This window comes from Methylobacterium sp. 88A, from assembly GCF_000376345.1.
GTDB classification, from domain to species: domain Bacteria; phylum Pseudomonadota; class Alphaproteobacteria; order Rhizobiales; family Beijerinckiaceae; genus Methylobacterium; species Methylobacterium bullatum.
In genome coordinates this window covers 2601070-2615310 of record NZ_AQVT01000001.1, presented here as the reverse complement: position 1 = coordinate 2615310, position 14241 = coordinate 2601070, and the positions used below count along the sequence as shown (strand labels likewise).

The following is a 14241-nucleotide window of genomic DNA, read 5'->3' as shown; positions in this document are numbered from 1 at the left end:
CGCCGGTCCTCGGTCTCAGCCGAGATCCGCCGCTGCGCGGTCGAGCAACCAAGTCAGAGAGCCGACGCTCGAGATGTGGCGCGCGGGCAGATCCTCGCCCCCGGCGATGCGGGTGAGGGGCTCGCGCTTTCCCGCCCCCGTCACGAGCACGAGAAGCTGACGCGAGGAGGCGAGCGCCGGAAAGGTGAGGGTGACGCGCGGTACGAACGGCGTCAGCCCGGCCTCGGGCACGGCGGCGACCCAGGATTCGCGTTCGTTCACGGCGGGCTTGCCCGGAAACAGGGAGGCGGTGTGCCCGTCCTCGCCGAGGCCGAGAAGCACGAGATCGAAGAGCGGGCGCGCCGGGTCGAGGCTATCGGCGCCGTAGAAGTCGCTCAGGGTCGCCGCATAGGCGGAGACCGCCGAGTCCAGCGTCCCGTCGGTGGGAATGCCATGGAGATGGCCCTCGGGGATCGGGGCGTCCCCGAACGCCGCGCGGGCCATGTGCATGTTGCTGGCCTCATGGGTCCAGGGCACGAACCGGTCGTCGCCGAAGAACCAATGCAGCCGCTCCCAGGGGAGGGCACCGACATAGTCGGGTCCGCCCAGCAGGGTGTAGAGCCGCTTCGGCGTGGACCCGCCCGAGAGGCAGATGGCGATGCGCTCCTGCTTGCTCTCGGCGCAGAGGGTTACGAGGCGGTCGGCCGCCGCGCGGGCGACGCTCTCGCCATCGGGAAAGATTTCCGCGTTGTTCGGTAGCGGGATCATGCGGAGATGCCTCCTCCTGGTCTGGTCCTCGATCGCCTGCACGACAGGCTATTTCGGTTCGACGTGGCCGCCGAAGCCCTTGCGCATGGCCGAGAGCAGCTTGTCCGCGTAGGAGGCGTCCTCGCGCGAGCGGAAGCGGGCGTAGAGGGCGGCCGAGAGCACATTGGCCGGTACCGATTCCTCGATGGCCGCGTTCAGCGTCCAGCGCCCCTCGCCGGAATCGGCGACGAAGCCGGAGAAACCGTCCAGGGCCTCGTTGCCCGCTAGCGCCCCGGCCGTCAGGTCGAGGAGCCAGGACGAGACCACGCTGCCGCGCCGCCACACTTCGGCGATGTCGCCGATATTGAGGTCGAAGCGCTGGTCCTCGGCCAGATCCTTCGAATTGGCGTGTTTCAGGATGTCGAATCCCTCGGCATAGGCCTGCATCAGCCCGTACTCGATGCCGTTATGGACCATCTTGACGAAATGCCCGGCCCCGCTCGGACCGGCATGGATGTAGCCCTCCTCGGCGCGGGTATCGCGGCCCTCACGGCCCGGCGTCTTCGGGATGGTGCCGACGCCCGGCGCCAGGGTCTTGAAGATCGGGTCGAGCCTGTCGAGGGCGTCGTCGCTCCCCCCGATCATCATGCAATAGCCGCGTTCCAGGCCCCAGACGCCGCCCGACGTGCCGACATCGACATAATGGATGCCCTTCGGCTTCAAGGTGGCCGCCCGCCGGATGTCGTCCTTATAGAACGAGTTACCGCCGTCGATGATGACGTCGTCCGCCTGCATCAGGTCGCCGAGCTGCGCCACGGTGGCCTCGGTGATCGCGCCCGCCGGCAGCATCACCCAGGCCGCGCGCGGCACGTCGAGTTTGGAGACGAACTCCTCCAGGCTCGCCGCCCCGGTGGCGCCCTCGGCGACCAGGGCCGCCACGGCCTCCGGGTTCTGGTCGAACACCACCGCCGTGTGTCCGTCCCGCAGGAGGCGGCGGACGATGTTGCCGCCCATTCGGCCGAGGCCGATCATGCCGAGTTGCATTGGGGATCTCCCTTTAGATGAAGCGCGGCGGAGGACGCATCGAGCGGTGTCCCCCTGATCAGATCGTCTCGTCACCGCCGCCGCGTCATTCCGGGGCTGCGAAGCAGAGCCCGGAATCCAGAACCGCCGGCCGTACCCATTCCGGTGAGACCGGAGCGTCTGGATTCCGGGCTCGCCTGCGGCGCCCCGGAATGACGGGGCGCCGATGCTTCGTTGCGGAAAGCTAGGCCACAGCCGCCTTGATCGCCGCAGCGATGCGCTTCAGTCCGGCTTCCACGTCGCCGCCCTTGATGTGGACGCGTAGCGCCCGGCGGCCGCGCTCGGCCAGGACCGCGAAATCGCCCCGCGCCTGGGCCGCCACCACGGTGCCGAAGCCCAGCGCCCGGCCGGGGATCGCGAGATCCTCCGACGGGTCGGCGGTGATCTGTAGGAACACTCCGGTATCCGGCCCGCCCTTGTAGGCCTGGCCGGTGGAGTGGAGGAAGCGCGGCCCGAATTCGAGGCAGGTCGCGACCTTGCGCTTGTCGCGCAGAGCGATGCGGGCCTCCTGCAGGATGGCGTGGTGCGCCTCGTTGCGGGCGACGTAGGCCAGCAGCGCGGCGTAGTCGCCGTCCTTGATCCGCGCGAGATGAGCTTTCAGGGCCGCCTCGAACCCGTCCGCCGTCTGCGGCAGAGCCCCGGCATTGGTCGGGTCGGCGTAGAGGGCGATGGTCTCGTCGTCGAAGAGCGGCGTCTCGGAGGGCAGCGAACCGCTCTTCTCGGCGGCGTCGAACAGCTTCTTCGTCTCGATCTTGCTCGCTTCCACGTCCGGCTGGTCGAACGGGTTGATGCCGAGCAGCGCGCCGGCCACCGCCGTGGCGATCTCGAAGCGGAAGAATTCCTGCGGCAGCTGCTCCTCGTTCGCCATGGTGACGTGGGCGACGGGGTGGCCCTCGCGCTCCAGGCTGCGCACGGCCTCGTCCTGCTGCGCATCCGCCCGGTTGTCGAGGCGCAGATAGACGAAGAAGCGGTCGCGGCCATAGACCGCCGGCACGCCCACCGGCTCGCCGTCGACGGGGATGAGACCCTTGCCGTCCTTGCCGGTGGATTCGGCGATGAGCTGTTCGGCCCAGGCACCGAACGTGTCGATGCCCGGCGAGGCGATGAACGTGACCTTGTCGCGACCGTCATGGAGCGCGGCCGCCGCCATGGCGGTGCCCAGCAGAACGCCGGGATTCTGGGCCGGCGGCACGGCCGGGCCGCAGGAGCGGACCATGGTCCGCGCCGTGTCGAGGAACTGCTTCACGTCGATGCCGGACGCCGCCGCCGGGACCAGGCCGAAGGCCGAGAGCACCGAATAGCGCCCGCCGATCTGCTTCACCCCGTAGAAGATCCGGCGGAAATTGTCGGCCTTGGCCGCCGCCTCCATGGCCGAGCCGGGATCGGTGACGGCCACGAAATGCGCGCCGGCCCGCTCGCCGACCAACGCCTTCATCCGGCCGAGGAAGTAATCGCGGAACACGTTGGGCTCGAGGGTGGAGCCGGATTTCGAGGCGACGATGAACAGGGTCGTCTCGAGGTTCACCGCGCTTTCCACGGCGCGGACCTGGTCGGGATCGGTGGAATCGAGGATGCGCAGCGTCGGGAAACCGTCGCGGGTGCCGTAGGTCTCGGCCAGCACTTCCGGGCCGAGGCTCGACCCGCCCATGCCGAGGACGACGACGTCGGTGAAGCCGGTCTGCCGGACATCCTCGGCGAAGGCCTGGTATTCGGAGACACGGGCGAGTTCGTCCTCGACGATGCGGAGCCAGCCGAGCCACTGGTCCTCGTCGGCATTCGACCAGACCGTCTTGTCATGCGCCCAGAGCCGGCGGATCGAGCCCGAGGCGCGCCAGGATTCGACCGCCTTCTTCGCCTCCGCGCCGATGGCATCGCCGAGGATCAGGGTCTGGCCATCGAGCTTGGCGCCGAGGAAATCGGCGCGCTTGCCCGCCACCGCACCGAGCAGCTTGTCGGCGGCGTCGATGAAGAGCTGGACGCCCTCCTCCACGAGTTGCTTGGCCACCGCGCCGATTTCGATGCCGGCCCTGGCCAGACGGGCCATCACCGCTTCGGCGTCGCCGAGGTTCTCCTCGATGGCGGGCTTGACCGTGCCGTGGTCGCGGAACGCGTCCATCGTGGCTGGCGGCATGGTGTTGACGGTATCGCGGCCGATCAACTCTTCGACGTAGAGCACGTCGGAATAGGCCTTGTTCTTGGTCCCCGTGGAGGCCCAGAGCAGGCGCTGCGCCTTGGCGCCCTTCTGCGCGAGCGCCTGCCATTTCGGCTCGGCGAAGATGCGCTTGTAGCGCTGGTAGGCGAGCTTGGCGTTGGCGATGGCCACCTTGCCCTTGAGGGCTTCCAGCTCCGCCTTCTCGTCGGGATCGTTGGCTTCCGCGATCTTGGCGTCGAGGGCCTTGTCCACGGTGACGTCGATACGGCTGATGAAGAAGCTCGCGACGCTGGCGACCTTCGAGACGTCGCCGCCCTTGGCGCCGAACTCCTCCAGGCCGTCGATGAAGGCGCGCGCCACCTCCTCGTAGGAATCCTGGCCGAAGAGCAGGGTGACGTTGATGCTGATCCCGTCGGCGGTGAGGGCGCGGATCGCCGGGATGCCGGCCGGGGTGGCGGGCACCTTCACCATCAGGTTGTCGCGGGCCACGGTCTTGTGCAGGCGGCGGGCCTCGTCGAGGGTCTCCCCGGTGTCGAGGGCAAGGTAGGGCGAGACTTCGAGGCTGACATAGCCGTCGGCGCCGTCGCTCTCCTCGTAGACGGGGCGCAGCACGTCGGCCGCCGCCTGGATGTCGGCGATGGCACAGCCCTCGTAGAGATCGATGACGCGGGCGTCGCCCGCATCCATGACCTCCTTCAGCGCGCCGTCATATTCCGTGGAATCGCCGATCGCCTTCTCGAAGATCGAGGGGTTCGAGGTCACGCCCCGCAGGCCGTCCTCGTCCACCAGCTTCTTGAGGCGTCCATCGGCGATGAAACCGCGGGCCACGAAATCCAGCCACACGGCCTGGCCCTGTTCAGGGAAGAGAGCCTTGAGCGGGTTCATGCAAAAACTCCTCGTCGTCGGTCGTCGTGAGTAGCGCGCGAAAGGCGGCGTCGTTCAACACTCGTTGTCAGGACGCGCGCCTCTCCTCCCCCTTGTGGGGAGAAGCCGGAGGTGGGGGTGGCTCCGCTGGCCTCCGCAGCCCGCGGGTCACCCAACCACCCCCACCCCTGACCCCTCCCCACAAGGGGGAGGGGGACGTGCGTTCCGTCGTTCAGGGAACCCGCGAGACCTACTTCTTGTGCCGCGCGATCTGGTCGCGGGCGGCCTGCAGCACCTTCTCGGGCGTGAAGCCGAACTTGGTCTGCAGATCCTTGATCGGGGCCGAGGACCCGAACGTGTGCATGCCGATGATCGCGCCGGCAGAGCCCGCATAGCGGTCCCAGCCGATCACCGAGCCCTGCTCGACGGCAACGCGGGCGAGCACCTCCGGCGTCAGCACCGCGTTGCGGTAGGCCTCGTCCTGACGCTCGAACAGGTCCCAGGACGGCATCGAGACCACGCGGGCCTTGATGCCCTCCGCCGTCAGCGCCTCGTAGGCCGAGACGCAGAGCTGCACCTCGCTGCCCGTGCCGATGAGGATGACCTCCGGTGTCCCCTCGCAATCGGCCAGCACGTAGCCGCCCTTCGCGACGCCGGCGGCGCTGCCGTACTTGGTCCGGTCGAAGGTCGGCAGCGGCTGGCGGCTCAGGGCCAGCACCGCCGGCTGATCCTTCAACCCCATGATGACCCGGTAGGCTTCCGCCACCTCGTTGGCATCCGCCGGGCGCAGGGTGACGAGGCCGGGGATGGCACGGAGCGTCAGGAGCTGCTCCACCGGCTGGTGGGTGGGGCCGTCCTCGCCGACGCCGATCGAATCGTGCGTGAAGACGTGGAAGACCGGCAGTTCCATCAGCGAGGCGAGGCGGATCGGAGGCCGCATGTAATCGGCGAAGACCAGGAAGGTCGCTCCGTAGGCGCGCAGGCCGACGAGACCGAGCCCGTTGACGATCGACCCCATGGCGTGTTCGCGGACGCCGAAATGGATGTTGCGGCCGCCCGGCTCGAAGGGCGAGAGGGTACCGGCCCCCTCGAATTCGAGCTTGGTCTTGTTGGAGGGCGCCAGATCCGCCGAGCCGCCGAGCAGGTGGGGCACGTTCTTGGCGATGGCGTTGAGCACCTTGCCGGAGGATTCGCGCGTGGCCATGCCCTTGGCGTCGGCCGGGAAGACCGGGATGTCCTTGTCCCAGCCCTCGGGCAGGCGGCCCGTGAGGAGGGCGTCGATCTCTTCGGCCAGGGCCGGATCGGAGGCCTTGGCCTCGGCCATGAAGCCTTCCCAGGTGGCGAACAGCTCGGCGCCGCGCTGGCCGATGCCGCTGCGGAAGTTCTCCACCACGCCGTCCGGCACCAGGAACTGGGAATCCTCGGGCCAGCCATAGGCCCGCTTGGCACCCTTCACCTCCTCCTCGCCCAGGGCGTCGGAATGGGCCTTCGAGGTGTTCTGCTTCTTCGGGGCGCCGAAGCCGATGATCGAGTTGACGACGATGAGCGTCGGCCGATCGCTGGATTGGAGGAAGGTCTCCAGGGCGGCGGAAATGGCGTGGACGTCGTTGGCGTCGGCCACCCGCAGGACCTGCCAGCCATAGGAGAGGAAGCGCGTCGCCACCTCTTCCGAGAAGGCGAGCTCGGTGTGCCCCTCGATGGTGATCGTGTTGTTGTCGTAGATCCAGCACAGGTTCGACAGGCGCAGATGCCCGGCGATGGAGGCGGCCTCGGCGGCCACGCCCTCCATCAGGTCGCCATCCGAACAGATCGCGTAGACGTTGAAGTCGAACAGCGGCAGGTCGGGACGGTTCAGGGTCTCACCGAGGAAGCGGCCGCCCATCGCCATGCCGACGGAATTGGCGACGCCCTGGCCGAGGGGCCCGGTCGTGGTCTCGACGCCGGTGGTGAAATGGTATTCCGGATGGCCCGGCGTCTTGCTGTCGAGCTGGCGGAAGTTCTTGATGTCCTCGATGGTGATCGCAGGCTCGTTGCCGCCATCGGTCTGGGCGACACCGGCGAGGTGCAGCAGCCCGTAGAGCAGCATCGAGGCATGGCCCGCCGAGAGCACGAACCGGTCGCGGTTGGGCCAGTGCGGATGCGCCGGGTCGTAGCGCAGGTAGCGGTTCCACAGGGTGTAGGCCACGGGCGCCAGGGCCATCGGCGCGCCGGCATGGCCGGAATTCGCCTTCTGCACCGCGTCGATCGCCAGGGTACGCAGGGTGTCGATGGAGAGCTTGTCGATCTCGCTCAGTTCACCCTTCGGCTTGGTCTCGGCTCCGCTCATGGTCTCGTCTTCCTATTCTTTGCGGGGCTGCGGCGATCAGCTGTGCTGGGCCGCGGCGCCTTCTCAATTTGCGACACCCTGGCCGGGAGAACTCGCCCGGTTCGGCGATGTGGCCCGGGCGAGGGCGGATTTCTCGCTGCGCTCCCGCGCCGGCCCGCTGGCACGGCTATAGTTCAAAATCGTGTTCACCAACGTGACGTGACTGAACGCCTGGGGGAAATTGCCCACAAGGCGCTTGGCTCCCACGTCGTATTCCTCCGCCACGAGCCCGACATCGTTGCAGACGCCGATGAGGCGTTCGATCAGCTCCCGCGCCTCGTGGCAGCGGTCGAGGCCGATGAGATTGTCGGCGTACCAGAAGCTACAGGGCAGGAAAGCCCCCTCGCCGCCGGGCAGACCATCGGTATTGTCATCCTCGGTATCGTAGCGCAGCACGAATCCGTCACGCATCAGGTGTTTGCCGATGGCCTCCACCGTGCCGACGACACGCGGGTCGTCCTGGGGCAGGAAGCCCATATGGGCGATGAGGAGCAGGCTCGCATCGAGGGTCTTGGCCCCGTAATACTGGACGAAGCTGTTCAGCTCCTTGTCGAACCCCTTCTCGCAGACCTCCTCGTGGATATGGTCGCGGATCGCACGCCAGCGATCCACGGGGGCGGGCGGCCCGTCGCCCATCTCGAAGGAGCGGATGGCCCGGTCGAAGGCGACCCAGGCCATGACCTTGGAATGGACGAAGTGGCGGCGGCCGCCGCGCACCTCCCAGATGCCCTCGTCGGGCTCGCTCCAGACCTTCTCCAGATGCTCCAGCAGGGCGAGGCCCACGCGCCAGCCGTCGGCATCGCCGAGAAGGCCGCGCTGACGGGCCTGATAGAGCGCGTCGAAGATCTCGCCGTAGACATCGAGCTGGAACTGGTCGACCGCCGCGTTGCCGATCCGCACCGGCTTCGACCCCTCGTAGCCGGGAAGCCAGTCGAGCTCGATCTCGGGCAGGAGCCGCTCGCCTGCGATGCCGTAGAGAATGTGCGCTTGCTCCGGATTGCCGGCCACGGCGCGGATCAGCCAGTCGCGCCAGGCCCGCGCCTCGTCGAGAAAGCCGCCATCCATCAGTGCGATGAGGGTGAAGGTCGAATCCCGCAGCCAGCAGAATCGGTAATCCCAGTTGCGTACGCCGCCGAGTTCCTCGGGCAGGGAGGTGGTGGGCGCGGCCACGATCCCGCCCGTGGGCGTGTAGATCAGGGCCTTGAGCGTCAGCAGCGAGCGCTTGAGGATCGCGTCCCAGGGCGTGCCGGACGCGCAGCGGCTCGACCAGTCGCGCCAGTAGCGGTCGGTCTGGAACAGAACCTTGCGCGGCTCGATCGGGGGCGGGTCGTCCTCGTGCGAGGGGCCGTAGCTGAGGCAGAACGACAGGCTCTCGCCCTCCGCCACGGTGAAGTCCGAAACCGTGGTCTGACCGACCCCATCGAGGGGCGCGCGAGTGCGGAGAACCACCTTATGGGGACCGGAAATCGCCCGCAGGTCACCGAGTTCGTTGTGAGACACCCACGGCACCGCGAGCCCGTAATCGAAGCGCACGGCGAGGACCATGCGCATGTCGACCGAGCCGGACAGGCCTTCGACGATGCGCACCATGTGCGACCCGTCATTGGCCGGCATGTAGTCGATCACCCTGGCCTCGCCTGCGGAGGTCACATAGCGCGTCTCGAGGACGAGACTGCCCTCCCGGTAGCGGCGCGTGACCGTGGCCTCGCCATCCGCCGGGGACAGTTTCCAGAACCCGTGTTCCTCGGTGCCGAGGAGGGAGGCGAAACAGGCGGCGGAATCGAAACGGGGCCAGCAGAGCCAGTCGATGCTGCCGTCGCGCCCGATCAGCGCAGCGGTGCGGCCATCGCCGACCAGCGCGTAATCCTCGATCCGTCCCGCCATGCCCATCCTTGCCGCCGGGCCCCCGCGGCAATGCGGTCGTCGCGCCCGTCTCGTCGACGAAGGCTCACCTAGTCCCCGACAGGGGGAGAATCCAGCGGCAAAGCTCTGAAAGAAAGGTCGGACCGGCCCGAAACCGCGCGTGATGCGCGGTGCAGTGCGATCAGGGCCGCAACGGCAGGCGGTCGACGAGCCCGGTCACGACATTGCCGAGGGCCATGGCCTCGGCGCCCACCGCCGCGCTCTGGGTGCCGACGAAGCTGCCGGCCCGGCTGATCGCGGAGATCGCCGGCGCGAAGGGCAGGGCGAGATGCGGAATGAGGTCCTCGTCCGCCTCGGCCTCGACCCGGAACGGCTCGGGCGAGACGGCGGCCTTCGCGGCGACGACCGACGGAACCCGGTTGGCGTCGGGTCTCGTCGCCTCGGTCTTCGCCATTTCGGACCGCGCGGAATCGGGCCGGCGTTGAGACGGCTTAACGGCGGCGGTGCGGGACGTCGCGCGGCGCGGCGCGACGCTGGCCGTTGTGGTCACGAGGTCGCGCAGCGGAAACTGATCGCGGAAGGCGAAGGCGGCCGGGACGAAGGCCGTGCCCAGATCGGCGGTCTCGATCGGGCTCGCCTGCGTCGTCCGGCTCTCCATCTCGACGATCCGCGTGCTGGCGGGCGTCTCGGATATGGGCGCGGAGGGCGTCTGGCAGAGGAAGGAGGCGGCGGACACGATCACCGCGACGACGATCGTCGGCAGCAGGGGGAGCGCCATGCCGGTCCCCGCCTCGGAGGCGAGGGCGTTCTCGACAGGCTGCGATATGCGGCACTCCACCATCCGAACACCTCACCCCGCTTCGACACCGCCATTAGCGCCCGCGTTTGCGGCGGAAGCTGGGCCATTTCCTTTCTCGATCGTATCGAAAGATACCTGGGCCGACGATTTGGCCACGGTCTTTTTCGGCGATGCCGGTGTGTCGGGGAGATCCGTGCGGTCGAGCCCTGTGTTAGGTACGCCTCTTGCCCGTTCCCGCCGGCACGACCGCCCGTCCCGCCCCCCATTGGGCCCCGATGACAGAACCTTCCTTCACCGTCGCCGTGATCGATCCGAGCCGGGCCCGCGCAGCGATCCTCGAAGAGGGCCTGCGCGCCGCTGGAATCGCGGATGTGGTCATCATCCCCGACACCGCCGACCTGCCGGCACAGGTGGCCGCCCTCAATCCCGACGTGGTGGTGATCCATCTGGAGAGCCCCAGCCGGGACATCCTCGAACAGATGTCGGGCCTGTCCCGCCATGTGGAGCGGCCGGTGGCGATGTTCGTCGACCGCTCGGACGCGCCGATGATGCAGGCGGCGGTGGATGCCGGGATCTCGGCCTATGTGGTGGACGGGCTGCACCCCCAGCGCATCCGGTCGATCCTCGACATCGCCATCCTGCGGTTCCAGGCCTTCGCCCGGCTGCAGCGGGAACTGGTGGAGGCGCGGGGCGAACTCGCCGACCGGAAGATCGTGGAGCGCGCCAAGGGCATCCTCATGGCCGCCCGCTCTCTGAGCGAGGAGGAGGCCTACAAACTGATGCGGCGCAAGGCCATGAACGAGAAGAGCAAGATCGCCGACATCGCCCGCGCCATCGTCACCACGGCGGACCTGTTCGGATGAGGCTCGCGCTCGGATACGTCCCCCTCGTGGATGCCGCGAGCCTGATCGCGGCGGCGGAGCTCGGCTTCGCCAAGGCCGAGGGGCTCACCCTCGACCTCGTGCGCGAGCCCTCCTGGGCGACCCTGCGCGACAAGCTGGCGGTGGGCCATCTCGACGGCGCGCATATGCTGGCGCCCCTCGCCATCGCCAGCGCGCTCGGGCTGAGCGGGCCGCTGACCCGGCTTTGCGTGCCGATGGCGCTCAACCTCAACGGCAACGCCATCACGGTGTCCCGCCCCCTATGGGAGGCGATGGAGGCCGCGGACGACGAGGTCGACACCGTGGCCGCCGCTTTCGCGCACATCGCCATGCGGCGGGAGCGGGAGGGACGGCCCCTGACGCTGGGCACGGTGCATCCGTTCTCCAGCCACACCTACCAGCTCAGGATCTTCGCCGAGCGCGGCGGCCTCGACCTCGACACGCAGACGCGCCTCGTGGTGATCCCGCCGCCACAGATCGCCGAGGCGCTGCGGCGCGAACTGATCGACGGGTTCTGCGTCGGCAGCCCCTGGAACAGCGTCGCCGTGGCGGAGGGGTATGGCCGCATCGCGGTCCTCGGCAGTGAACTCCTGCCCGATTGCCCGGAGAAGGTTCTGGCCCTGCCGGAATCCGAGGCGCCGCGCTGCGCTCCCCTGGTGCGGGCCCTCGACCGGGCCGGGCGCTGGTGCGCCGATCCCGGCAACAGCGCCGAACTCGCCTCCCTCCTTTCGCGCGACGGCTACCTGAACGTACCGGCGCCGATTCTCGAACGGGCGCTCACGGGGGACGTGATCGTCGATTCCGGCGGGCGTCGGCGGCGGGACCCGCATTTCAGCCTGTTCGGCGAGCGGGCGCACCGGCCCGCCCCCGGCCATGCGGATTGGTTCGTCGGCGAGGCGGAGCGCGCCGGACAGCTTGTCGCCTCCGACGAGCTTCGTTCCGCCGCCCGCGCGATCTACCGCCCCGACCTGTTCGATGCCGCTCTGAGCGGCTGATCGGGGCCGGACGCCGCTTTTGGCGGCACGAAAAGCCTCCCGATTGTGCAACGCACGCCCCGCCGCCGCAGCCGGGCCGCGTGCTCTCCCGCGCCGTCCGAACCGCCTTCGGCCTTAGAGCGATTACAGGCTGGCCGGCATCTGGCACGGAACCTGCTGTGCCTATCCCGCTCGTCAACGGCGACGGGCGCGAATGTCGGCAGAGCCGCTGACCCAAGTAACCCGCTGGCGCGCTTTCGCGGCTGCCTTCGGTTGCGTTTGGGCAGCGGTTTTTTTCGTTTTCAGGTCGAATGCTTAAGCTTCGAGGGATCGAGTTTTCCATGACTGACGGGTTTCAGAACAGCCGCCGCAGCCTCTTGAAGGGCGCCGCCGCGACCTTGTCGCTGGCAGCCCTGGCGCGCACTGCGCTGCCCGGCGGTGCCTTCGCGCAGGGAGCCGGCCCGGAAGTGAAGGGCGCCAAGCTCGGTTTCATCGCCCTCACCGATGCCGGTCCGCTCTTCGTCGCCAAGGAAAAGGGCTTCTTCGCCAAGCACGGCATGCCCGACGTGGAGGTGCTGAAACAGGCGAGCTGGGGCACCACCCGCGACAACCTCGTGCTCGGCTCCGAGGGCAACGGCATCGACGGCGCCCACATCCTGACGCCGATGCCCTACCTGATCTCAGCCGGCCGGGTGACGCAGAACAACGTCCCCGTGCCGATGCAGATCCTGGCCCGGCTCAACACCAACGGCCAGTGCGTCTCGGTGGCCAAGGAGTATCTGGACGCCAAGGTCGCCCTCGATTCCAAAGTGTTCAAGGCGGCGATCGACAAGAAGAAGGCCGCCGGCAAGTCGGTGAAGGCGGCCATGACCTTCCCCGGCGGCACTCACGACCTCTGGATCCGCTACTGGCTCGCCGCCGGCGGGATCGACCCCGACAAGGACATCGAGACCATCGTCGTGCCGCCGCCCCAGATGGTGGCGAACATGAAGGTCGGCACGATGGATTGCTTCTGCGTCGGCGAGCCGTGGAACGCGCAGCTCGTGCAGCAGGGCCTCGGCTACACCGCGCTGACCACCGGCGAATTGTGGAAGGACCACCCGGAGAAGGCGTTCGCCATGCGCGCCTCCTGGGTCGAGAAGAACCCCATTGCCGCCAAGGCCCTGACCATGGCGGTGCTGGAAGCGCAGATGTGGTGCGACAAGCCCGAGAACCGGGACGAGTTCGCTGCCATCGTCGCCAAGCGCCAGTGGATCAACATCCCCGTCGGCGACGTCGCCGGCCGCATGAAGGGCACCATCGATTACGGCGACGGCCGCGTGGTCGAGAACAGCCCCTACGTCATGAAGTTCTTCGCCGACAACGCCTCCTACCCCTACCAGAGCCACGACCTCTGGTTCCTCACCGAGGACATCCGCTGGGGCAAGTTCGACGCGCAGACGGACACCAAGGCGCTCATCGCCAAGGTGAACCGCGAGGATATCTGGCGCGACGCCGCCAAGGCGCTGGGCGTCACCGCGATTCCGACCTCCACGTCGCGCGGCAAGGAGACCTTCTTCGACGGGAAGGTCTTCGATCCCGCCGATCCCGCCGCCTACCTGTCCAGCCTCGGCATCAAGAGGATCGCGTGATGGCCAACACCTCCACCATCGCCGTGACGGGAGCCGCCGCGAAGCCGGCGGCCAAGGCCCCGCGCAAGCCCCTCGTGACCCTGGCGACGTTCCGCCAGATCGCCGTCAACCTGATCCCGCCGGTCGTGGTGCTGATCGCCTTCCTGGTGATCTGGGAGCTGCTGTGCTCGCGGCCCACCGCCGGCCTGCCGCCGCCGTCGCGCGTCGTCACCGAGGCGTGGGACATCATCGCCCACCCGTTCTACGACAATGGCGGCACCGACAAGGGCCTGTTCTGGCACATCTATGCCAGCATCCAGCGCGTCGCCTTCGGCTTCGCCCTGGCCACCGTCGTGGGCATCATGGTCGGCACCCTGATCGGCCAGTCGGACTGGGCCATGCGCGGCCTCGACCCGATCTTCCAGGTGCTGCGCACGATCCCGCCGCTCGCCTGGCTGCCGCTCTCCCTCGCGGCGTTCCGCGACGGCCAGCCCTCGGCCATCTTCGTGATCTTCATCACCTCGATCTGGCCGATCATCATCAACACGGCGGTGGGCATCCGCAACATCCCGCAGGATTACCGCAACGTGGCGGCGGTGCTGCGCCTCAACCCGCTCGAATTCTTCGTGAAGATCATGCTGCCCTCGGCGGCCCCCTACATCTTCACGGGGCTTCGCATCGGCGTCGGCCTGTCCTGGCTCGCCATCGTGGCGGCGGAGATGCTCATCGGCGGCGTCGGCATCGGCTTCTTCATCTGGGACGCCTGGAACTCGTCGCACATCTCCGAGATCATCGTCGCCCTCGTCTATGTCGGGGTGATCGGGTTCTTCCTCGACCGGTTCGTGGCCTTCATCGGCACCCTCGTCACCCGCGGCGCGACCGCCTGAACGCCTCCGCACGGCGCGCCGGGGCTTCCCCGTCGTG

Annotated in this window: 10 protein-coding genes; 4 read left to right on the top strand and 6 right to left on the bottom strand. The window is 68.4% G+C overall.

What is annotated here, in order from left to right; translation table 11 throughout:
• Positions 1 to 15: 15 nt before the first annotated feature.
• From pgl to A3OM_RS0112440, 6 genes are all read right to left on the bottom strand, one after another.
• Positions 16 to 747, bottom strand: a complete 732-nt coding sequence (pgl, locus tag A3OM_RS0112465; RefSeq protein WP_026175987.1) for a 6-phosphogluconolactonase — start codon at positions 745 to 747, stop codon at positions 16 to 18.
• Between the two features lie 48 nt (positions 748 to 795).
• A complete protein-coding gene (gnd, locus tag A3OM_RS0112460) occupies positions 796 to 1770 on the bottom strand; it encodes a phosphogluconate dehydrogenase (NAD(+)-dependent, decarboxylating) (protein ID WP_018044095.1) in 975 nt (324 codons plus the stop codon).
• A gap of 223 nt (positions 1771 to 1993) precedes the next feature.
• Positions 1994 to 4846 (bottom strand): bifunctional transaldolase/phosoglucose isomerase, encoded by a 2853-nt coding sequence (locus A3OM_RS0112455; RefSeq protein ID WP_018044094.1) that lies wholly within the window; start codon positions 4844 to 4846, stop codon positions 1994 to 1996.
• 229 nt (positions 4847 to 5075) lie between these two features.
• A complete protein-coding gene (gene tkt / locus A3OM_RS0112450) occupies positions 5076 to 7151 on the bottom strand; it encodes a transketolase (protein WP_018044093.1) in 2076 nt (691 codons plus the stop codon).
• A 63-nt stretch (positions 7152 to 7214) separates the two neighbouring features.
• The gene (locus A3OM_RS0112445) at positions 7215 to 9074 is read right to left on the bottom strand and encodes a glycoside hydrolase family 15 protein (protein WP_018044092.1); all 1860 of its coding nucleotides are present in this window, start codon (positions 9072 to 9074) and stop codon (positions 7215 to 7217) included.
• A gap of 160 nt (positions 9075 to 9234) precedes the next feature.
• On the bottom strand, positions 9235 to 9894 hold the full coding sequence (locus A3OM_RS0112440) for a hypothetical protein (protein ID WP_018044091.1): 660 nt from the start codon (positions 9892 to 9894) through the stop codon (positions 9235 to 9237).
• Between the two features lie 233 nt (positions 9895 to 10127).
• Here A3OM_RS0112440 and A3OM_RS0112435 point away from each other — a divergent pair, with 233 nt between their 5' ends.
• The 4 genes from A3OM_RS0112435 to ntrB all read left to right on the top strand — a co-directional run bounded on the left by A3OM_RS0112435 (position 10128) and on the right by ntrB (position 14204).
• The gene (locus A3OM_RS0112435; protein ID WP_018044090.1) at positions 10128 to 10715 is read left to right on the top strand and encodes an ANTAR domain-containing protein; all 588 of its coding nucleotides are present in this window, start codon (positions 10128 to 10130) and stop codon (positions 10713 to 10715) included.
• The gene (locus tag A3OM_RS0112430) at positions 10712 to 11728 is read left to right on the top strand and encodes a CmpA/NrtA family ABC transporter substrate-binding protein (protein ID WP_018044089.1); all 1017 of its coding nucleotides are present in this window, start codon (positions 10712 to 10714) and stop codon (positions 11726 to 11728) included. Before A3OM_RS0112435 ends, A3OM_RS0112430 begins: the two co-directional genes overlap by 4 nt.
• Before the next feature lie 320 nt (positions 11729 to 12048).
• Positions 12049 to 13338, top strand: coding sequence for a CmpA/NrtA family ABC transporter substrate-binding protein (locus A3OM_RS0112425; protein ID WP_018044088.1), 1290 nt, complete (start codon positions 12049 to 12051; stop codon positions 13336 to 13338).
• Entirely contained in the window at positions 13338 to 14204 is an 867-nt protein-coding gene (gene ntrB / locus A3OM_RS0112420; RefSeq protein WP_018044087.1) for a nitrate ABC transporter permease, read from the top strand. Before A3OM_RS0112425 ends, ntrB begins: the two co-directional genes overlap by 1 nt.
• Positions 14205 to 14241: the final 37 nt, after the last annotated feature.